This is a genomic window from Achromobacter deleyi (assembly GCF_016127315.1).
GTDB classification, from domain to species: domain Bacteria; phylum Pseudomonadota; class Gammaproteobacteria; order Burkholderiales; family Burkholderiaceae_B; genus Achromobacter; species Achromobacter insuavis_A.
This window is the reverse complement of sequence record NZ_CP065997.1, coordinates 3,544,958-3,563,901: the sequence shown is the minus strand read 5'-3', so window position 1 is coordinate 3,563,901 and position 18,944 is coordinate 3,544,958. Positions and strand designations below refer to the sequence as shown.

Genomic DNA, 18,944 nt, shown 5'->3' with positions numbered 1-18,944 from the left:
GCCCACCCCATCGATGCCCAGGCTTCGACACACGTCGCGGCCGCGGCTCGGAAACCCCGCGAAAGGCGCCGTCGTCCCGATCTGCGTGAAGCGCCAGGCGCATTGCTGCGAAGCCACCATGAGCCTATTTGGCATGTTCGTCCTGATGCACGGCATCGTCCTGTTGCCCTTTCTTGTCTAGCGCGCAGGCCGCCGCGGCAAAAGCCCTGCCGCGCCTCCCCCACCCCGCCCCGGCCCGATACAATCACGGGCATGAATTCCGCAACACAGACCACCGCCGCCGAGGCCCACGCGGGCCATACCCCCATGATGCAGCAATACCTCCGCCTGAAGGCGGAGGCGGGCCCCTTGCTGCTGTTCTACCGCATGGGCGACTTCTATGAAATGTTCTATGAAGACGCGGAACGCGGCGCGCGCCTGCTCAACCTGACGCTGACCAAGCGCGGCTCGTCCAACGGCACGCCCATCCCGATGGCCGGCCTGCCGGTGCACGCCATGGAGCAGTACCTGGCGCGGCTGGTGGCGATGGGCGAGTCCGTCGCCATCTGCGAGCAGATCGGCGATCCCGCGGCCTCCAAGGGCCCGGTCGAGCGCCGCATCGTGCGCATCGTCACGCCCGGCACGCTGACCGACGACGCGCTGCTGCCGGCCAAGGCCGACCGCGCGCTGGCCGCGGTGTTCGTATCCGGCAACGCCCGCGCGCCGCGCGCCGGGCTGGCCTGGCTGAACCTGGCCAGCGGCGACTTCCGCGTCACCGAATGCGCGCCCGCGCAGCTCGAATCCGAACTGCACCGCGTCGCGCCGGCCGAGATCGTCTGCGCCGACAGCGCCGAATTCGACTTCCCGTTCGAAGGCGCCCGTTCGCGCGTGCCGGACTGGCACTTCGAAAGCGACGGCGCCCGCGCGCACCTGCTGGCGCATTTCAAGACCGACACGCTGGCGGGCTTCGACATCGAAGACATGCCGGCCGGCATCTGCGCCGCCGGCGCGCTGCTGCGCTACGCCGCCCGCACCCAGTCACAGGCGCTGGCGCACGTGCAGAGCCTGTCGGCCGAGCGTCCCGGCCAGTTCGTGCTGCTCGACCCCGTCACGCGCCGCAACCTCGAACTGACGCAGACGCTGTCGGGCGAGGATTCGCCCACGCTGTTCTCGCTGCTGGACGGCTGCCGCACGCCGATGGGCAGCCGCCTGCTGCGCCGCTGGCTGCACCATCCGCTGCGCGAGAACGAACAGGCCCACGCCCGCCAGCAAGCCATCTCGACACTGTTGGCCGGCCGCATGGACGTCGAACAGACCTTCGGCTCCGCCGGCCTGCTGGAGACGCTGCGCGGCGCGCTCAACGCCTTCCCCGACATCGAACGCATCGCCGCGCGGCTGGCGCTGCGCTCGGTGCGTCCGCGCGAACTGGCCAGCCTGCGCGACGCGCTGCAGGCGCTGCCCGCGCTGCGCGACCTGGTGGCGCCCATGGCCGCCTCGCCGCGCCTGAACGACCTGGTCTCGCACCTGTCGGTGGACCCGGCGCTGGCCGCGCTGCTGGTACGCGCCATCGCCGCCGAACCGGCCGTGGCGATCCGCGACGGCGGCGTGCTGGCCACCGGCTTCGATGCCGAACTCGACGAACTGCGCGGCCTGGCCGCCGACGGCGGCGACTTCCTGGTGCAACTGGAAGCGCGCGAACGCGAGCGCACCGGCATCAGCAACCTGCGCGTCGAATTCAACCGCGTGCACGGCTTCTACATCGAGGTCACCAAAGGCCAGACCGCCAAGGTGCCGGAAGACTACCGCCGTCGCCAGACGCTCAAGAACGCCGAACGCTACATCACCCCGGAACTCAAGACCTGGGAAGACAAGGTGCTGTCCGCGCAGGACCGTTCGCTGGCGCGCGAAAAATGGCTGTTCGAGCAACTGCTGGACGTGCTGGCCGAACACGTGCGCCCGCTGTCCGACTGCGCCGGCGCGCTGGCCGAGCTCGACACGCTGGCGGCACTGGCCGAACACGCGCGGCGCCACGACTGGATCGCCCCCGAGCTGTCCGAGCAGGCCGACATCGACATCGACGCCGGCCGCCACCCGGTGGTCGAGCAGGCCATCGAACGCTTCACGCCCAACGGCTGCCGGCTCGACCCGGCGCGCCGCATGCTGCTGATCACCGGCCCCAACATGGGCGGTAAGTCGACCTACATGCGGCAGGTGGCGTTGATCGTGCTGCTGGCGCGCATCGGCAGCTTCGTGCCGGCGGCGCGCGCCCGCATCGGCCGCATCGACCGCATCTTCACCCGCATCGGCGCCGCCGACGACCTGGCGGGCGGACGCTCGACCTTCATGATGGAGATGACCGAGGCCGCCGCCATTCTCGCGGCCAGCACGCCCAACAGCCTGGTGCTGATGGACGAGATCGGCCGCGGCACCTCCACCTACGACGGCCTGGCGCTGGCGTGGGCCATCGCCTGCCGCCTGCTGGCGCACAACCGCGCGCTGACGCTGTTCGCCACCCACTACTTCGAACTGACGCGCCTGCCGGCCGAGCAGCCCGCCTCGGCCAACGTGCACCTGGCCGCGGCCGAATCGGCCGGCGGCATCGTGTTCCTGCACGAAGTGCGCGAAGGCCCGGCCAGCCGCAGCTACGGGATCCAGGTGGCGCAGCGCGCCGGCGTGCCCGCCGCCGTGATCCGCCAGGCCACCCGCGAACTCGAACGGCTCGAGGCGCAAGGCGCGCCCACGCCGCAGCTCGGCCTGTTCTCCGCCGCGGCCGACGCCGATGCGCAGGCCTACGCCGAAGCCGACCGCGCCGACGCCATCGAGGCGCTGGACACGCTGCGCGAGGAACTCGCCGGCATCGACCCCGACAGCCTGACCCCGCGCGAAGCGCTGGACGCCCTCTACCGCCTGAAAAAGCACCTGCAATGAACCTCGACCATCCCCTGCCGCTGCTGGGCAACCAGAGCCCCAACGACTTCATGCGCCGCTACTGGCAGAAGAAGCCGCTGCTGATCCGCCAGGCCATCCCGAATTTCAAGCCGCCGGTCACCATCGCCGCGATCAAGAAGCTGGCGCGCCGCGACGACGTCGAATCGCGCCTGATCTGGCGCGAGAACGGCGAATGGCAAATGGAAAGCGGCCCCTTCGCCCGCCTGCCCAAGGACAACGAAGGCGACTGGACCCTGCTGGTGCAAAGCGTCGACCTGCACAGCGACGCCGCGGCCGAGCTGATGCAGCAGTTCCGCTTCATCCCCGATGCGCGCCTGGACGACGTGATGATCAGCATCGCCAGCCACGGCGGCGGCGTCGGCCCGCACTTCGACAGCTATGACGTGTTCCTGCTGCAGGCCGCCGGCGAGCGCGAATGGCGCTACGGGCGCCAGAAGGACCTGTCGCTCGAGCCCGGCCTGCCGCTCAAGATCCTCAGCCACTTCCAGCCCGAGGAACAAGCCGTGCTGGCGCCGGGCGACATGCTCTACCTGCCGCCGCAGGCCGCGCACGACGGCATCGCCGCGGGCGACGGCTGCATGACCATCTCCATCGGTTTCCGCGCCCCCACGCAGGCCACGCTGGCGCGCGGCCTGCTCGAAGCCGCCGCCGACCAGGTGATGGCGCGCGTCGGCCTGCTGGGCGGCCCCTACGGCGAACCGGCGCTGCCCGGCCCCAAGCTGTCGGCCGTCTACCGCGACCCCGCGCAGGCCGCCGTGGCCACGCCGGCGCAGGTGCCGGACGCGCTGGTCGAAGCCACGCTGGAAACGGTCAGCAAGCTGCGCTTCGACGACGCGCTGGCCTCGCGCTTCCTGGGCTGCTGGCTGACCGAGCCCAGCAACCTCAGCGTGTTCGATGGCCCCGAGGGGCTGGACGTGGACCTGGAAGAAGACTGGCCCGCCCATGGCAAGCTGGTGCTGGACCGCCGCAGCCGCATGCTCTATCGCGGCAAGCAGCTCTTCATCAACGGCGAGACCGCCATGACGCCGGCCTCGCCCGCCCTGTGCAAGCTGGCCGACGCGCGCAGCCTGGACTGCGCCGATCCCGCCTGCGCACGGCTGTCCGACGAGGCCCGCTCATGCCTGGCCGACTGGCTCGACTCCGGCTGGATCCATTACGTCGAATCGTAGTATCCGGACACCTGCGCGTATCCAACTTGCACAGAACGCAATGAGGTCTATGCGCAGGGTCACATAAAGCAAGACATCACACCGTGCGGAAAGGTTTGTTGCCGTTGGGATGCGACCTTTTTAATTTCCACACTCGCATCGCTGACGCGTTCCTGTAGCCTGGATTCTGGTTTCCCCTGACGGGGTTTCAAGAGTCGTCATCTACAGGAGTCCAAAAATGATGAGCAAAACCTTGATTATTGCGTCGGTGCTGGCGGTCTCGCTCAGCGCGTGCAACAAGAAGGAAGATGCCCCGGCGCCCGCGAACAACCCCACGCCGGGCGCGAGCACGCCCGCGCCTTCCAGCACGCCGCCGGCCACCTCGCCGGCGCCGGCTCCCGCGCCTGGCACCACGCCTGGCGGCGGTTCCAACGCCCCCGGCGGTTCGACCACGCCGGCATCCTGATCGCATCGTAGTCAGCGAACCACCCCCGCCGCTGATCACGAAAAAAGCCCTGGCCATGTGCCAGGGCTTTTTGTTTGCGCGGGTGCCGGCGAGAGCGACGGCGCAAGAAAGGAAAAAGGCCCCCATGGGTCAATGCCAGTCAGTTAAGCCCAATCGAAGCTGAAGGCGAGTAAAAAGGGAACGTGTTCAACACGTTCCCTTTTTTATTTTGACTGGCTTGCTGCAAACCACTTTGAATGAGACCTTGGCCGAGCTGCCTGCGGGCGGGAGCGCCACTGGCTCATGCGCGCACGGGACAACCTGCGCCACGAAGTCGTGCAAACGTTAGGGCAGGACGACTGGCTCATTCGCATGCCAGTGTCGCAACGGCCCAGGCAATTACGTCCCGAGTTGCCTAGCCACTGGCAAGCCCGAATGATCCAGACGCAGATCGATGGCAAGCCTCGGCGCTTCATCACTTCCATGCTTGATCCACAACGGTTCGCGGCCCAGCAACTGGCGCAACTGTGCCGACAACGCTGGGAGATCGAACTGGGGTTCAGGGAAATCAAGCAATCATTGCAGCAAGGTCAAGGCGTACTTCGTAGCCGTCAGCCCGAACTGGTCATGCAGGAGGTCTGGGGCGTGCTGATCGCCCACACCCTGCTGCGTCGCTGCATGCGGCTGATGGCCCAACACGTTCAGGTCGAACCCATGCGCATCAGCTTCCATACCGCCCGTCATGCCATTGTGGGCGTACTGCGCAGTGTGCATCTGGCCCGCGCAGGCGCCATACCCCAGCACCTGCAATGGCTATTGGACGAGGCTCGCCACTTCGTCCTGCCGCCTCGGCGCCAAGGCCGTAGCTTTCCCCGTCAGGTCAAACGCGCCGCTCGCAGCAAGTACCCAACAAAGAAAATGCCAGTCAGCTCTTAACTGACTGGCATTGCCCCATGGGGGCCTTTTCGTACTGTCGCGAAGCGCCCGCGGGCGCCTCGCGGCGGACGCATTACATCTTGTCCTTCAGCACGCTCAGCAGGCGCTGGGCGGTGGCGCTGTTGTCGCGCTCGCCCTTGGCGTCCAGCACCGTCACCGTGGTCTGCTCGCCGCTGGCGGCCAGGTGAATGCGGTACTGCGGCGCCTCGGCCTTCTTGTCGCCCGAGAACATGCGGCTGAAGAAGCCCGGCTGGTCCATCTTCTCGCCGGTGTCGGTATCGACGTAGCGCACGAAGTAGTCGCCCGCCGAACGATCGCGATCGTCCACCGAGAAACCGCCGCCGTCCAGCGCCACGCCGACACGGCGCCAGGCGCGGTCGAACGACTCGCTGACGACCAGCGCCGCGCCCTGGGTGCGGACATCCTGCTGCACCGCGGGCTTCTGCGGCGCGGCTTCCGCCTGCTGCACCAGCTTGCGGGCGTTGTCGACGTCGGTGCCCAGGTAGACCATCATGCGCGCCAGCATGGCGGCGTTCAGGCCCGGATCTTCCTTGCCGTTCTGCCACTGCACTTGCGAGCCGTCGCCGCCGACGCGCTTTTCGAGCATCTGGCGGTGGCTGACGTAGACTTCGGTGTGGCCGTTGACGCGTTCGACGCGGGTGCGGAATTTCTCGCGCTCACCGCTGTCCCAGGCCGATTCCAGCACCGCGCCCAGGGCCTGGCGCAGCCAGCTTTCCGGGATCTTGGCGCGGTTTTCCGCCCAGTCGGTTTCAATCAGGCCGGCGCCGGGGTTGTTGCTGGCGACGGTGAAGCCGTTTTCGGTCCAGAAGTCGACCAGGCGCGGGAACACGTCCTCGGGCGCGCGGTCGACCACCAGCCAGCGCAGGTCGCCGTCGCGTTCGACGCGCATGTCCTGGCGGCCGGGCAGCACGTTGCTGGCCTTGGGCGCGGTGGCCTGGGCCTGGCCCTGCTGCTGGAATTGCGAATAGGTGGTCGAGCCCGATGCCGGCGCGCGGTAGCGCGGATCGCTGGCGGCCTGGGTCAGGTCGGGCGGGATGCTCAGCGGCTCGCCACGTTGCGTGACGGCGCTCTTGTAATTGACGGATTCTTCATTGCCCAGGAATTGGTTGACCTCGCTGCAGCCGGCCAACAACACCAGAGACATCAATGCCGACAGACCGGCATGACGCTTGTTCATACGTATCCTCACGATATTTAGAGCAGGCCCGTTTCCTGGAGCACGCGACGCACCGTTTCGTGGTGCGGTGCGCCCAGTTCCACCAGCGGCAGCCGGTAGCCCAGTGCGGTGCGGCCCATTTCGGCCAGCGCCCACTTGACGGGAATAGGATTGGCTTCAACGAACAAAGCCTTGTTCAGACGGGCCAGGTGCGCATTAAGTTCACGCACCTTCGGCACGTTGCCCGCCAGGGCGGCGGCACACAAGTCGCGCATCAGCTTGGGCGCGACGTTGGCGGTCACGGAGATATTGCCGCGCGCGCCCAGCAGGATCAGGGCGGCCGCGGTGGGATCATCGCCGCTGAAAACCTGGAAGCTGGCCGGCGCTTCGCGCAGCAGCAGGCCGCCGCGCGCGATGTCGCCGGTAGCGTCCTTGATGCCGATGATGCCCGGCACCTGAGCCAGACGCAGCACCGTTTCGTTGCTCATGTCGGCCACGGTGCGGCCCGGCACGTTGTACAGGATGGTCGGCAGATCGACCGCTTCCACGATGGCGCGGAAGTGGCGGTACAGGCCTTCCTGCGACGGCTTGTTGTAGTACGGCACCACCGACAGGCCTGCCTGCGCGCCCACCGCCTTGGCGTGGCGCGTGAGGTGGATGGCTTCGTCGGTGGAGTTGGCGCCCACGCCAGCGATGACCGGAATGCGGCCGGCGGCATGCTCGACCGCCACGCGGATCAGCTCCGCATGCTCTTCCATGGAGACCGTCGGCGATTCCCCGGTGGTGCCCACCACCACCAGTGCATCGGTTCCTTCCTGGATATGCCAGTCGATCAACGACCGGTAGGCAGCGTAGTCAAGGCTGCCATCGGGCTGCATCGGGGTGACGAGGGCCACCATGCTGCCCTGGAAATTAACGCCTGCGGCGGTTGCAGGGGATGCCATAAATGAGGGGCTCCAAAGCCCGGTGGCGGGATGCCTCAGGGCCAGAATCAGTGAAACCGCTGAGTTTAACGGATATTGGCCAAAATCCTACAGAAACCACTGAACGATTGCCGTTCCCAACGCCAATACCGGACGCATCAATATCCAGAGTACGTCGGTCACCAGCAGCACCACCACGATCACCAGGCCATACGGCTCGATTTTCGAGTATTGCCAGGCCAGGCGGTTGGGCAGCAGGCTGAAGAGGATGCGTCCCCCGTCCAGCGGCGGAATCGGCAGCAGGTTCAGCGCCATCAGCACCAGGTTGACCTGCACGCCGGCCATCGCCATTTCGAACCAGAAACTCTCCTGCATGCCGGTTTCGAGAAACAGGCGCAGCGAAAACACCCACAGGATCGCCATCAGCAGGTTGGCGGCGGGACCGGCCAGCGCCACCCACAGCATGTCCTTCTTGGGACGGCGCAGCCGGCCGAAATCGACCGGCACCGGCTTGGCCCAGCCGAACAGCATGCCGGGGCTGCCCAGCAGCTTGGACATCAACAGGATCACCGCCGGCACCAGCAGCGTGCCGACCGGGTCGATGTGGCGCGCCGGGTTCAGGCTGATGCGGCCCGCCTGGTATGCCGTCGGATCGCCGAACATGCGCGCGACGTAGCCGTGCGCGGCCTCGTGCAGGGTGATGGCGAAGATAACCGGTATCGCGTAGACCGCGATCGTCTGGATGATGTCATTCATGGCGAAGCGGATTGTAGAGGAGCCGCGTGACGAACGCGCGCGTCACCGCTTCAGGCCAGGCCCAGCGTGGCCGGATCGCCGCGCCCCACCCGCACCACGACGGGGTCGTCGCCGGTCAGGTCGATCACGGTGGTCGGCGAATGCGGGCAGGCGCCCGCGTCGATGATGGCCGCCAGCTCATGGTCGTAGCGCTCGCGGATGGCCTCGGCGTCGTTCAGCGCATCGGTCTCATCCTTCGGGATCAGCGTGGTCGACAGCAGCGGCGCGCCCATCTGTTCGAGCAGGCCCAGCATCACGGCATGGGCCGGCACGCGGATGCCGATGGTCTTGCGCGACGGGTGCGACACGCGCCGCGGCACTTCCTTGGTGGCCTCCAGGATGAAGGTCCACGGCCCCGGCGTGGCGGCCTTGAGCAGGCGGTACTGGCGGTTATCGACGCGCGCGAAGTGGCCGATCTCGGCCAGGTCGCGGCACAGCAGCGTCAGGTGGTGGCGGTCGTCAAGGCCGCGCAGTCGGCGCAGGCCGTCGGCGGCGTTCTTGTCGTCCAGGCGCGCGACCACCGCGTAGCTGGAATCGGTGGGCACCGCCACCAGGCCCCCGTCGTTCAGCCATTGGGCGGCCTGCTTGAGCAGGCGCGGTTGGGGATTCGCGGGGTGGATATCTAAATGAAGGGCCATGGGATTATCCTAACACTCTTGAAGGCCGCATCGCCAACCGCGGCCGACGCAACACATGGCGGCCGCCCGGCCGCCCGGAGAAACAGTATGCGCCTGGACGATTCCCGCGAAAGCGACAATGTGGAAGACCGCCGCGCCAGCGGTCCGCGCATCGGCGGCCGTGGCACCATCGGCATCGGCACCATCGTGCTGGCCCTGGTGGCCATGTATTTCGGCGTCGACCCCAGCGTGGTGCTGCAGATGGCCGAGGGCCCCGCCACGCAGCAACAGCAGGCCCCCGCCAGCCGCCCGCCCGCCAACGACCCGCAGGCGCGCTTCGTCTCCAAGGTGCTGGGCGAGACCGAGGACACCTGGAGCGCCATCTTCCAGAAAGACCTGAACCGCCAGTACGTGCCGCCCAAGCTGGTGCTGTTCCGCGGCGCCACGCCCACCGCCTGTGGCACCGGCCAGGCGGCAATGGGGCCGTTCTACTGCCCCGGCGACAGCAAGGTCTACATCGACCTGGCGTTCTTCGACGAACTGCAGAACCGCTTCAAGGCGCCCGGCGATTTCGCCCAGGCCTACGTCATCGCGCACGAGGTCGGCCATCACGTCCAGCACCTGCTGGGCATTTCCGACCAGGTCGACAACCTGCGCCGGCGCAACCCGTCGCAGGCCAACGCGCTGTCGGTGCGCATGGAACTGCAGGCCGACTGCTTCGCCGGCCTGTGGGCGCAACGCGCCAACGCCGCCCGCAACATCCTGGAAGGCGGCGACGTCGAGGAAGCGCTGGCCGCCGCCACCGCCATCGGCGACGACCGGCTGCAGAAGCAGAGCCAGGGCTACGTGGTGCCCGACGCCTTCACCCACGGCTCGTCGGCGCAGCGCGTGCGCTGGTTCAAGCGCGGCCTGGACAGCGGCGATCTCAAGCAATGCGATACTTTCGCCGCCAGCTCGCTGTAGGGCGCTGGCCGCGGCGCGATGAACGCTGTATATCCATACAGCCAAAAGCCGAGACCGTCTTCATCTTGTAAGATTACGCCCCCGCGCACTCCCGGTGCGCGGGCCAGAGCTCCCCAGCGAGGGGGCTTTTCCCGTTGGCCGGCCCGACGGGAAAAGCGTGCTCCCGCCCCGCGCGCCCTGCCGCGGCGACGGGGGTGGCACGGCGCATTTCCAGTTACTAGATCCGTTCCATGGCCAACAAGTTCGAACCGTTAATCACCGTTGATGAGGTGCAAGAGATCCTTGCTGAGCCCAAGGAAACGGTCAAGCAGATCACCTGGATCCCGAAGCCGGCCGCCACCGGCATCCAATGGATGGAATTCGCCAGCCCGTGCCGCGTCAAGGGCGAGGTGCGCGACGACGTGATCTTCCGCGCCTTCTACCGCGGCGCCCGCACCGTGGTGCACGGCCAGGCCACCATCTTCCTGGCCGAGGCTTTCTGCGCCAGCCTGTTCGTCGGCCCGCACCGCGTGTTCGGCGTCGATACCGACGACTCGTTCCACACCAGCCTGGTGGGCGAAGGCCGGCCGCAGTACCGCAAGCCGCTGGCGGACCGCAGCCATGAACACATCTGGGTGGACGAAGGCGAAGGCTATGCCGAGCCCATCGTGCCCGCCCTGCACACGATCGCCGAGCTGATGCAGTATTTCCTGCCGAGGGCCAACCTGGCCCTGACCGGCGGTTTCGCGCATCCCCTCAAGGGCCGTCAAATCGAACTGATCCTATGAGCAATTTCCTGGAAGCCTCCGGCTGGACCGTCCTGCCGGCGGGCGAACACGCCATCCGCGCCATCTCGCCGATGACGCTGGGCCTGGACGGCCAGCATGCCGCGTTCTTCATCGCGTACCCGGACGACGCCACGTTCTATCTCACCGACGCCTGTGAGACGTCGATGCATGCCTCCAGCTACGGCATCGAGCTGGCGCCCAAGCGCATCGACATCCTCAACGAGACGCCGGGCGTGAGCCTGGCGCACTTCGACAAGTCGGGCGCCATCGTCGCCACGGGCCCCAACGAGCAATTGCAGGAAGCACTGTGGGACGCGGTCAAGCTGGCCATGGCGCTGTCGTTCCAGTGCGCCAAGTGGATGCCGCGCTTCAGCCAGCTGCGCTTTCGCGCCCAGGTGGGCCGGGCGCTGGCGGCCGGCGTCGGCCCCAACCGCATGGTCAAGGGCGCGCGCGCCAAGGGCAGCAGCGGCCACACCGCCGACTTCGCCTTCGCCGTGCGCGCGGCCGGCAGCACCGCGCTGACGTACATCGAGCCGATCGCGCTCAAGGCCGGCAAGAAAATGGACTGGACCCAGGTCTACCAGACCCACGGCAAGATGTCGGACGTGAAAATGGCCGATGCGCGCAACTCGCGCATGGTGATCCTGGAAGATGGCGCGTCGGCCGAGGAACTCAAGAAGGCCGTGGCCATTCTGGAACAGTCGGCCAGCGTGCTGACGCTGGCCAAGACGCGCGACTGGAAGGCCGTGTTCGCGGCCGAGTGAACACCGGCGCCGCCAGGCGGCGCTTCATGGCGACCGGCGCGGCATGGGCGCCGCGGGGATTCCCTGGCCGTCAGGCGTCAGGATGGTACGTGGGTCAGGCCGTCGACGATTTCGCGTCCATGCAGGATGGCGGCATGCACCGCCTCGCGCGGGCTGTAGACGAAGCCGCCTTCGGCAAAGCGTGGCACGGGGTATTCGTCGCCGCCTTCCAGCACGGCGCCCGCCTGGACCACCATGATCGATGCGATGAAAACGGGGCCGCTGGGCAGCGTCTGAACTTCTTCGCCCGCGCCCCGGGACACTTTGGCCGTCAGCCGGTATCCCTTGTAGATCAAGTTGTTCTGATGCACTTCGGATGCCCTCTTTCTGCGAACCAGCATACCCCGGCTGTTCATGACAGTTCGGATAAGTTTTGTAACCCTGGCATCCGATAGAAACATTGTTGCATTGCACGAATTGCGTCCCCGTTTCCGCCGGACGCGCGGCACGGGCCGGACAGGCAGGCAGTGCGCGGCTGACAGCCAGATGACACCCGATGACACTGTCATCTGGCCGCCGCCGCGCTGATCCGTCCCGGGGATTTCCCCTATGACTGTTGCGAAAGCGCACTTCCGGGCGCCTGCATGCCGGTCGCCCGCAGGTAATCGGGGCGGGTCCAGCCCCGTCCCAGCAGGAACATGCGGGTATGCAGATCGCCCAGCACGGACGGCGTCACCGTGGCCCCCAGGTAGGTCAGCCGCTTGCGCCGCAGATCGACGTAGCCCAGCTCGTAGTCACGCGCCAGCCCTAGCCACAGGCGGTGGGCGCCGATCGACTGGCGCGCGCCGCTCATGATGCACAGGCCGGCCTCCAGCCCCCAGCGGTAGACCGCGGTGGCCAGCCCCATGCCCTGATAGGGCGCGGCGTATTTCGAGTGCGGCGCGCGCACGTACGGATCGGCGCGCCGCCCCACCTCGATCAGCCGGTTGAACACCGTGTAGCCCGCCAGCCGGCCGCGCCGCGCGTCCACCACATACACGTAATACTCGCCATCGGCTTCGCGGTAGCGAAGCACCATGCCAGGGATGTCGGTTTGAACCTCCGGCAATCCATACAAGCGGTCCGAAGGACGATTCATGCGGTCGTGGATGGCATCGAGTTCCGTTTCCACTTCGCGCGGAGCATGGTTGACGTCGATGCGCAGTTCCGTCGCGATTGGCAGAATGCGGCGGAAAGCGTGCAGGGCCAGCGTAGGCAAGGCCACCTCCTGTGCAGGGCAAATGCCCGATGAAAAAAGCGGTGCGTGCGCCGCCCCGGCCTGCCGGCCAAGGGGCAACGCGTGATGTCGATGGGGTCGTGCGGAAACCGCCGCGGCCTCGCGCCCGCGGCAAAGCGATTTCATGATAGGCTAGGCCGCGGCGTGGCCGCCGCTACGGCGCCAGTCCGCGCTATCGCCGGAGGCCTCGTCGGGCATGCCGAAGAACGCCGGAAACTGGCGCGCTCCCTTGCGCGTGACCGACAGCGCGCGCGAATCCAGGTCCTTGTCGATCCAGCCGCGCGCGAGCAGCGCCTCCAGCAACGCGGCGCCGAGCGCGCCGCCCAGATGCGAGCGGCGCTCGCTCCAGTCCAGGCACGGGCAGGCGAAGCGGCGGCGGCGCTGGCGCGCCTGCGCCACGTCCACCCCGACCTGCGCCAGCGAGGCCTCGCCCAGCGGCGTCAGCGCATAATCGCGGCCATCGGCCGCCAGCCACTGGCGCGCCAGCATCGCGTCATGGATGCGCACGGCCAGCGTGCCGGCCATGTGGTCGTAGCAGGTGCGCGCCTCGCGCAATGCCGATGGCGTGTTGGGCTTGAACGGCGTGCGCTCGGCGCCCGCCACCACCAGCAGCGCCTCCAGCGCGCGCGCGACTTCGGCATTGGCCAGCCGGTAATAACGATGCTTGCCCTGCGCCGCCTGCTCCACCAGGCCCTGCTCGCGCAGGCGCTGGAAATGGCTGCTGGCGGTGGACGCGCCGATCTCGGCGGCCGCGGCCAGTTCGGTGGCGGTGCGGGCGCGGCCGTCCAGCAGCACGCACAGCATGCGCGCCCGCGCCGGATCGGCGATCGCGCCGGCGACGGCCGACAGATTGATATCGGCGAACTCGGATTCCATGATTCGGTCCCGGCCAAAGTGTTGTCTACAGGGCCAAGCATACTGCGAGTCATCCCAACAAGACAGCCGGCGCCATCGCCCGCCGCCCACCATGCCCACCCCACAGCCTTTTTTCGGCCGGAAAGTCCTTTACGCCACCTTCGTGCTGGCCATCTTCGGCTGGGGCGTCGGCTTCTATGGCCCGCCGGTGTTCCTGCACGCGGTGGTGCAGCGCACCGGCTGGAGCGTGGCGCTGGTGTCGGCCGCGGTCACGCTGCACTTCCTGTGCGGCACGCTGATCGTGGCCAACCTGCCGCGCCTGTACCGGCGCTGGGGCGTGCCGGCCGTGACCCTGGCGGGCGCCATCGCGCTGGCGCTGGGCGTGTCGGGCTGGGCCCGCGCGGCCGCGCCATGGCAGCTGTACGCGGCCGCGCTGTTCTCCGGCATGGGCTGGGTCACGCTCGGCGCGGCGGCGGTCAACGCGCTGATCTCGCCGTGGTTCGTCAAGCGCCGGCCGGCCACGCTGGGCATGGCCTACAACGGCGCCAGCGTCGGCGGCATCGTGTTCTCGCCGCTGTGGGTGTTCCTGATCGCGGGCTACGGTTTCGCGCAGGCGGCGTGGTGGGTCGGCGCGGCGATGGTGCTGGTGATCGCGGCGCTGGCGCGCAAGGTGTTCGCCGTCACGCCGCAACAGCTCGGCCAGCATCCCGACGGCGTGCCGCCGGACGCGTCGGCGCAGGCCGCTGGCGCCACGCAGGCGCGCGTGCCGCGCCTGTGGCGCGACCGCGCCTTCCTGTCGCTGGGCGCGGGCATGGCGTTGGGCCTGTTCGCGCAGATCGGCCTGATCGCGCACCTGCTGTCGTTGTTGGCGCCGCTGCTGGGCGCGCAGACCGCCGGCATCGCGATGGGCCTGGCCACCGCCAGCGCCATCGCCGGCCGCAGCCTGGTGGGCTGGCTGATGCCGGCCTCGGCCGACCGCCGCGTGGTCGCGTGCCTGTCCTATGGCGCCCAGATCGCCGGCTCGCTGGTGCTGATGCTGGCGGTGGACCACACCTGGGCGGTGTGGCTGGGCGTGTTGCTGTTCGGCGCCGGCATCGGCAACGCCACCTCGCTGCCGCCGTTGATCGCGCAGACCGAATTCGCGCGCGAGGACGCGGCGCGGGTGGTGCCGCTGATCGTGGCCATGTCGCAAGGCGCCTATGCCTTCGCGCCCGCCGTGTTCGGCGTGCTGCGCACGCTGTCCGGCCAGGGGCAGCATCCGCTGTTCTGGTTCCTGGCGGTGGCGGCGGGCCTGCAGGCGGCGGCCATCGTCTGCCTGGCCTGGGGTCGCGGCTCGAGGGCCGCTTAATCCAGCCCGCCGCGACGCGCCACCAGGCCGGCCATGACGGCATCGCCCTGTTCGCCCGCCAGCCCGGCCGCCACGCCCTGGCGGTCGGCGGCGTTGCGGTTCTGGCTGACCTTCCACTTGCCCTCGAGGCGCGTGATCGCGATTTCGATGCCGACGATGGCGCGCATCTGCGCGGCGATGAAATCCTCGGGCGCATCCTCGACGCGCCACGGCTGCACCCGCGCCTTCTCCTGCGCATCGGTCAGCGCGCCGATCTGCGCCCGCACCCAGGTGGGATCGTCGTGAACCGTCGGCGTGCCCCAGACATGCACGGCCACGAAGTTCCAGGTCGGCACGACCTTGTGCGTCTCGGCCTTGGTGGCGTACCAGGACGGCGTGATGTAGGCCTGCGCGCCATGGAACACCAGCAGGCAGTCGCCGCCGGCGGCCAGTTCCTTCCATTGCGGATTGGCGCGCGCCATGTGCAGCCGCAGCACCCCGTGCGGCCCTTCCGGATACAGCAGACAGGGAATGTGGTTGGCCATCAACCCGCCCTCCCCGCTGGTCATCAGCACCCCCAGGGGATGCGCGCGGATGAAATCGTGCTGGACCTCGAGGGAGTCTTCGCGAAAGGCGGACGGCAGGTACATGGCGGAATGGGCGGTGGAAAGGAAAAACACACCATAGCGCCGTGCTGGCTCCATTGCCAGAGCCATATACCCTTCAATTCATGGAGCCACAATGCGCGTGGCTCGCCGGCAACGGCGCGCCGGCGGCCCGATCACGCCAACGGATCCCGCCAATGGATCCCGCAACCACATCGCGGCCACCCCATCACGGCCACCGGATCACCCCAGCGCCTTCACCAGCAGCACCGTGGTGAAACCGCTGTCCCATTCCTCGTCGGGATAGGTGTCGACCTCGGCATAGCCATGCTTGGCGTAGAACGCGCGGCTTTGCGTATTGAACGTGTCGGTCTCCAGCCGCGCCTCGTCGAATCCGGCGGCGCGCATGCCGTCCTCGGCCAGCGCCAGCAGCGCCGCACCGACCCCGCGCCGCTGCTGCGCCGGATGCACGTGCAGGGCCCAGATGAAGTTCTTCTCCCAATCCACCATGCCCGCCACGCGGCCGCCGGCCTCGCACACATGGAACAGCGCGCCACGCTCGGCGACGTATTGCGGGATCTTGCCGCTGTCCAGGAAGTGCTGGTATTTCAGCGGCGTCATCTGCGGCCGCCAGGTGCCTTCGTAGGTTTGCGTCAATATGTCCTCCAGCGCCGCCACATCGTCGGGGCGCGCCGGTCGGATCGTCAGGGAAGTCGGGGTCTGCGTCATGCGCGGCAGTGTAGCAACCGCGCGCGCCCGTTATCGTCGGACGCGTTCGTAGGCCTGGTTCATGCGCTCGCGCGCATCGGTTTCATGGGCGTAGGCGCGGTCGTAGGTGGCCAGGCAGGCCGCCGTCGGATCGGGCCATTTGATCGCGGCGACCGCCGCGGTCAATTCGTCGCGCGCGCGCTGCCATTCCTTGACCGCCGCGTACCATTCCTTGGTCGTGTCCATAGTTCCCTCCCTATGTGCACGGCCCCATCGTAGTCCCGCCCGAGCCGGCGGCGGCTAGCCCTTTCAGCAACGCAAATGGATGAGCCCGGACGCCATCCGGATGGCGGCTTGCGGCCTGCCAGCAGCGGCCCGCCCGTCCGTGGAGCCGTTCCGGGCCGTGCCGCGCGACCAAGGTAAAATCATCGAATCCACACGGGACCGGTTGGGCGGCAAACGCCGCGATGGTTCCGGGCATGGATGCCGTGGGCGCGGTTTCGCGCCAGCGCCGCCACGACGCCGCGGTCCGCATCGACCCTCACGCAATGCGACCATGCGACGAAAGAACCGGTCCCTTCGAGGACTCTCCACATACAACGCCCCCAGAAATGAACGCGGCGCCGCCGCGGTGGTCATAGGGTAGCCGGCGCCGCCGCGCCCCTTTCGCCGCCCCGCAAACGCGGCGCCTCGCCCTCCGCTTCCTCATATCACGATGTGATGAATATTGACGTCAACCCTCACTTACTCACGGCCACGGCAAATGCTACTGTTCCGCCTGTGCAAGGAGTACAAGCAATGGATCAGAAAACGAAACCCTGGGCCTTTCCCAAACCCCATCCGGAAAACACCCCGCGGGGCGAACGAAACAAACAGGAGTTCGACACGCCGCCGGTGAGCGAAACGCCCGCGGCCAAGCCACGCGGCAAGAAAAGCGCCACCACGGCCGCCGCCGCCAAATCATGACGCGTCATTAACGGCCATCCCGCCATGCGCCCGCCCGCCACCGCGCCCATCCCCGCCGCCCTCGCGCGGCCGGTCCGCGGCCCGCGAGGCCTGACACCGCCGCGCGCGCAAGCGCGGCCGCTACAAGAATCGTGAACGCGTTCATGAATCCGGCGCTGCAAGGCGCCGGCCGGATCACCGGCGTGTTCTTCCACCCGGCCGGCGACATCGTCGCCGTGGCCTCGGCCTTTCCCCTCCTGATCAATCCGCCCGCGCGCGCCGCCTATGGCGGCGCCGCGTTGCGCTACCGCGTCGGCCTGTACCGCCGCGGCGATCCCGTGCCGTTCGCGGCCTGCGACGCGCCGCGCCTGCCCGTCAACGACGTCGCCTTCCATCCCGGCCAGCCCGTCATCGCCATCGGCGCGGGCAGCTACGACGGCGGCTATCTGTTCGAAGGCGAGCTGATCGCCTGGAACTGGGAAAGCGGCGCCAGCCATCGCCCCTTCCTCAACGTGCCCGAAGTGGTGCGGTGCCGCTACCTGGACGACGGCCGCATCGAGGCCTGGGTGCGCCCCTGGGACGAATCGTGGGACGAACAGGACGACGATGCCCCCGCGGCCTTCGAAACGCTGCTGCGCGTTGAAACCGCCGCCGGCACGGCCACGCCGGAACTGGACCCCGCCACCGCCACCCTCGACCGCGCCACGCCACCTGATGTCGGCGACGCCGCCGCGCGCCTGGCCGACTGGCTGGGCCTGCCCGACCTGGGCCTGCGCGGCGCCATCTGGGACCTGGCGTGGCTCGACGCCGACACGCTCGCCGCGGTCCACGACGGCTGCCTGCTCGAGCGCTACCGCGCCGACGGCGCGTTGCTCGCGCGCCACGACGGCGGCGGCCGCGGCGCCGAGATCCTGCGCACCACGCCGCTCATCGTGCACGCCATCGCCCCGCCCGACCCCGCCGACCGCTTCCGCCGCGACTCGCGGCTGTACGCGCTGCGCGGCGACGAGCTGACGGCGGTGCGCGACGAGGACGGCCAATACACCTTCAGCGCCAGCGCCGACGGCCGCGTGCTGGGCCGCCGCGACCGCATCGACACGCGCCGGCGCGCGGCCGGCGACGTGCTGCTGGACCCCACCCTGACCGACGCACGGCGCCTCGACCTCGGCCACTACGACTGCTTCAATCACTACCTCGGCATCAACGGCGCGCCCGACCTGTTCACGCTGCAGGGCACGCCGCCCGGCTCGCACGAGGGCAAGCACCTGTGCCGGGTCCACGCCGACGGCCGCCTCGAACGCCTGTGGCCGCTGCTCAAGCCGGACGGCACGCCGGCCAGCCACGCCATGGAATGCCGCGGCGCCTACGTCGACGACGCGCTCGGCGCCGGCGTGGTGATCGCCGGCAAGCACTACTCGCCCACGGTCGGCAACGCCTATCGCGGCTTCATCTACCGCAAATCGCTGGCGCGCGGGCAGGAACGCTGGCGCCACGCCACCCCCGCCTCGGCCAGCGCCATCGTGGTGGCAGACGGCCTGGTGCTGGCCGCCTTCCTCGACGGCAGCCTGATGCTGATCGACGCCGCCAGCGGCGACCTGCTGCTGGCCGCCAGGGTCCGCATCGGCGGCATCGCCACCGTGCTCTACGCCCTCGCCGCGCATGGCGGCAAACTGGCCGTCGGCACCCTCGACGGCCGCATCGCGATCGTCGACCTGGCTACCCTGCGCACCCTGCGCGCGACCCGCGGCGGCATCGATCTGGCATGATGAGGCCATCGCGGGCGCCG

Annotated in this window: 20 protein-coding genes; 10 read left to right on the top strand and 10 right to left on the bottom strand. The window is 68.6% G+C overall.

The window, feature by feature from the left end:
* Positions 1-252: 252 nt before the first annotated feature.
* The 4 genes from mutS (at position 253) to I6I07_RS16345 (ending at position 5,457) form a co-directional block, all read left to right on the top strand.
* Positions 253-2,907, top strand: coding sequence for a DNA mismatch repair protein MutS (gene mutS / locus I6I07_RS16360; RefSeq protein ID WP_232625606.1), 2,655 nt, complete (start codon positions 253-255; stop codon positions 2,905-2,907).
* Positions 2,904-4,097 carry a cupin domain-containing protein gene (locus tag I6I07_RS16355; RefSeq protein ID WP_198482873.1) on the top strand — a complete coding sequence of 398 codons (1,194 nt, stop codon included), beginning with the start codon at positions 2,904-2,906 and terminating at the stop codon, positions 4,095-4,097. Before mutS ends, I6I07_RS16355 begins: the two co-directional genes overlap by 4 nt.
* A 217-nt stretch (positions 4,098-4,314) precedes the next feature.
* A complete protein-coding gene (locus tag I6I07_RS16350; RefSeq protein ID WP_198482871.1) occupies positions 4,315-4,542 on the top strand; it encodes an endopeptidase in 228 nt (75 codons plus the stop codon).
* A 282-nt stretch (positions 4,543-4,824) separates the two neighbouring features.
* Positions 4,825-5,457, top strand: coding sequence for a transposase (locus I6I07_RS16345; RefSeq protein WP_232625605.1), 633 nt, complete (start codon positions 4,825-4,827; stop codon positions 5,455-5,457).
* 73 nt (positions 5,458-5,530) lie between these two features.
* Here the strand turns inward: I6I07_RS16345 and bamC are convergent, their stop codons facing one another.
* The 4 genes from bamC to I6I07_RS16325 form a co-directional block, all read right to left on the bottom strand.
* The gene (gene bamC / locus I6I07_RS16340) at positions 5,531-6,655 is read right to left on the bottom strand and encodes an outer membrane protein assembly factor BamC (protein ID WP_198482870.1); all 1,125 of its coding nucleotides are present in this window, start codon (positions 6,653-6,655) and stop codon (positions 5,531-5,533) included.
* Between the two features lie 17 nt (positions 6,656-6,672).
* On the bottom strand, positions 6,673-7,578 hold the full coding sequence (gene dapA, locus I6I07_RS16335; RefSeq protein WP_061073819.1) for a 4-hydroxy-tetrahydrodipicolinate synthase: 906 nt from the start codon (positions 7,576-7,578) through the stop codon (positions 6,673-6,675).
* A gap of 87 nt (positions 7,579-7,665) precedes the next feature.
* Entirely contained in the window at positions 7,666-8,313 is a 648-nt protein-coding gene (locus tag I6I07_RS16330; protein WP_006390425.1) for a site-2 protease family protein, read from the bottom strand.
* Positions 8,314-8,363: 50 nt separating this feature from the next.
* Positions 8,364-8,990: an L-threonylcarbamoyladenylate synthase gene (locus I6I07_RS16325; protein WP_198482868.1), complete on the bottom strand. Its 627-nt coding sequence runs from the start codon at positions 8,988-8,990 to the stop codon at positions 8,364-8,366.
* A gap of 87 nt (positions 8,991-9,077) precedes the next feature.
* On the opposite strand from I6I07_RS16325, the gene I6I07_RS16320 reads away from it, so the two are divergent.
* From I6I07_RS16320 to I6I07_RS16310, 3 genes are all read left to right on the top strand, one after another.
* Complete coding sequence (locus I6I07_RS16320) at positions 9,078-9,932, top strand: neutral zinc metallopeptidase (protein ID WP_006390427.1); 855 nt, start codon at positions 9,078-9,080, stop codon at positions 9,930-9,932.
* A 230-nt stretch (positions 9,933-10,162) separates the two neighbouring features.
* Positions 10,163-10,699 carry a hypothetical protein gene (locus I6I07_RS16315; protein WP_198482861.1) on the top strand — a complete coding sequence of 179 codons (537 nt, stop codon included), beginning with the start codon at positions 10,163-10,165 and terminating at the stop codon, positions 10,697-10,699.
* Positions 10,696-11,463, top strand: a complete 768-nt coding sequence (locus I6I07_RS16310; RefSeq protein WP_054486619.1) for a hypothetical protein — start codon at positions 10,696-10,698, stop codon at positions 11,461-11,463. The genes I6I07_RS16315 and I6I07_RS16310 overlap by 4 nt, the downstream gene beginning before the upstream one ends.
* A 77-nt stretch (positions 11,464-11,540) precedes the next feature.
* Here the strand turns inward: I6I07_RS16310 and I6I07_RS16305 are convergent, their stop codons facing one another.
* The 3 genes from I6I07_RS16305 to I6I07_RS16295 form a co-directional block, all read right to left on the bottom strand.
* The gene (locus tag I6I07_RS16305) at positions 11,541-11,813 is read right to left on the bottom strand and encodes a hypothetical protein (RefSeq protein WP_006390430.1); all 273 of its coding nucleotides are present in this window, start codon (positions 11,811-11,813) and stop codon (positions 11,541-11,543) included.
* Positions 11,814-12,049: 236 nt separating this feature from the next.
* Positions 12,050-12,700, bottom strand: a complete 651-nt coding sequence (locus tag I6I07_RS16300; protein WP_198482860.1) for an N-acetyltransferase — start codon at positions 12,698-12,700, stop codon at positions 12,050-12,052.
* A 150-nt stretch (positions 12,701-12,850) separates the two neighbouring features.
* Complete coding sequence (locus I6I07_RS16295) at positions 12,851-13,594, bottom strand: ArsR/SmtB family transcription factor (protein ID WP_054431559.1); 744 nt, start codon at positions 13,592-13,594, stop codon at positions 12,851-12,853.
* Between the two features lie 91 nt (positions 13,595-13,685).
* On the opposite strand from I6I07_RS16295, the gene I6I07_RS16290 reads away from it, so the two are divergent.
* Positions 13,686-14,921 carry an MFS transporter gene (locus tag I6I07_RS16290; RefSeq protein WP_198482858.1) on the top strand — a complete coding sequence of 412 codons (1,236 nt, stop codon included), beginning with the start codon at positions 13,686-13,688 and terminating at the stop codon, positions 14,919-14,921.
* Here the strand turns inward: I6I07_RS16290 and I6I07_RS16285 are convergent.
* The 3 genes from I6I07_RS16285 to I6I07_RS16275 form a co-directional block, all read right to left on the bottom strand.
* Positions 14,918-15,550 carry an FMN-binding negative transcriptional regulator gene (locus I6I07_RS16285; RefSeq protein ID WP_198487550.1) on the bottom strand — a complete coding sequence of 211 codons (633 nt, stop codon included), beginning with the start codon at positions 15,548-15,550 and terminating at the stop codon, positions 14,918-14,920. The two genes, I6I07_RS16290 and I6I07_RS16285, sit on opposite strands and share 4 nt — an antisense overlap.
* A 198-nt stretch (positions 15,551-15,748) precedes the next feature.
* Positions 15,749-16,234: a GNAT family N-acetyltransferase gene (locus I6I07_RS16280; RefSeq protein ID WP_198482856.1), complete on the bottom strand. Its 486-nt coding sequence runs from the start codon at positions 16,232-16,234 to the stop codon at positions 15,749-15,751.
* A 30-nt stretch (positions 16,235-16,264) separates the two neighbouring features.
* On the bottom strand, positions 16,265-16,459 hold the full coding sequence (locus tag I6I07_RS16275; protein ID WP_006390437.1) for a hypothetical protein: 195 nt from the start codon (positions 16,457-16,459) through the stop codon (positions 16,265-16,267).
* A gap of 552 nt (positions 16,460-17,011) precedes the next feature.
* Here I6I07_RS16275 and I6I07_RS16270 point away from each other — a divergent pair.
* Together I6I07_RS16270 and I6I07_RS16265 are read left to right on the top strand one after the other, a co-directional pair.
* Complete coding sequence (locus I6I07_RS16270) at positions 17,012-17,179, top strand: hypothetical protein (RefSeq protein WP_006390438.1); 168 nt, start codon at positions 17,012-17,014, stop codon at positions 17,177-17,179.
* A 131-nt stretch (positions 17,180-17,310) separates the two neighbouring features.
* On the top strand, positions 17,311-18,924 hold the full coding sequence (locus I6I07_RS16265; protein WP_198482855.1) for a PQQ-binding-like beta-propeller repeat protein: 1,614 nt from the start codon (positions 17,311-17,313) through the stop codon (positions 18,922-18,924).
* Positions 18,925-18,944 lie beyond the last annotated feature (20 nt).

What these genes read in the sequence shown, in the direction of transcription:
- I6I07_RS16350 (WP_198482871.1), top strand. Translation starts at nt 4,315, where the DNA reads ATGATGAGCAAAACCTTGATTATTGCGTCGGTGCTGGCGGTCTCGCTC.
- I6I07_RS16285 (WP_198487550.1), bottom strand. Translation starts at nt 15,550, where the DNA reads ATGTACCTGCCGTCCGCCTTTCGCGAAGACTCCCTCGAGGTCCAGCAC.
- I6I07_RS16320 (WP_006390427.1), top strand. Translation starts at nt 9,078, where the DNA reads ATGCGCCTGGACGATTCCCGCGAAAGCGACAATGTGGAAGACCGCCGC.
- I6I07_RS16315 (WP_198482861.1), top strand. Translation starts at nt 10,163, where the DNA reads ATGGCCAACAAGTTCGAACCGTTAATCACCGTTGATGAGGTGCAAGAG.
- I6I07_RS16355 (WP_198482873.1), top strand. Translation starts at nt 2,904, where the DNA reads ATGAACCTCGACCATCCCCTGCCGCTGCTGGGCAACCAGAGCCCCAAC.
- I6I07_RS16345 (WP_232625605.1), top strand. Translation starts at nt 4,825, where the DNA reads ATGCGCGCACGGGACAACCTGCGCCACGAAGTCGTGCAAACGTTAGGG.
- dapA (WP_061073819.1), bottom strand. Translation starts at nt 7,578, where the DNA reads ATGGCATCCCCTGCAACCGCCGCAGGCGTTAATTTCCAGGGCAGCATG.
- I6I07_RS16280 (WP_198482856.1), bottom strand. Translation starts at nt 16,234, where the DNA reads ATGACGCAGACCCCGACTTCCCTGACGATCCGACCGGCGCGCCCCGAC.
- I6I07_RS16310 (WP_054486619.1), top strand. Translation starts at nt 10,696, where the DNA reads ATGAGCAATTTCCTGGAAGCCTCCGGCTGGACCGTCCTGCCGGCGGGC.
- I6I07_RS16290 (WP_198482858.1), top strand. Translation starts at nt 13,686, where the DNA reads ATGCCCACCCCACAGCCTTTTTTCGGCCGGAAAGTCCTTTACGCCACC.
- I6I07_RS16330 (WP_006390425.1), bottom strand. Translation starts at nt 8,313, where the DNA reads ATGAATGACATCATCCAGACGATCGCGGTCTACGCGATACCGGTTATC.
- I6I07_RS16270 (WP_006390438.1), top strand. Translation starts at nt 17,012, where the DNA reads ATGGATCAGAAAACGAAACCCTGGGCCTTTCCCAAACCCCATCCGGAA.
- mutS (WP_232625606.1), top strand. Translation starts at nt 253, where the DNA reads ATGAATTCCGCAACACAGACCACCGCCGCCGAGGCCCACGCGGGCCAT.
- I6I07_RS16275 (WP_006390437.1), bottom strand. Translation starts at nt 16,459, where the DNA reads ATGGACACGACCAAGGAATGGTACGCGGCGGTCAAGGAATGGCAGCGC.
- bamC (WP_198482870.1), bottom strand. Translation starts at nt 6,655, where the DNA reads ATGAACAAGCGTCATGCCGGTCTGTCGGCATTGATGTCTCTGGTGTTG.
- I6I07_RS16295 (WP_054431559.1), bottom strand. Translation starts at nt 13,594, where the DNA reads ATGGAATCCGAGTTCGCCGATATCAATCTGTCGGCCGTCGCCGGCGCG.
- I6I07_RS16325 (WP_198482868.1), bottom strand. Translation starts at nt 8,990, where the DNA reads ATGGCCCTTCATTTAGATATCCACCCCGCGAATCCCCAACCGCGCCTG.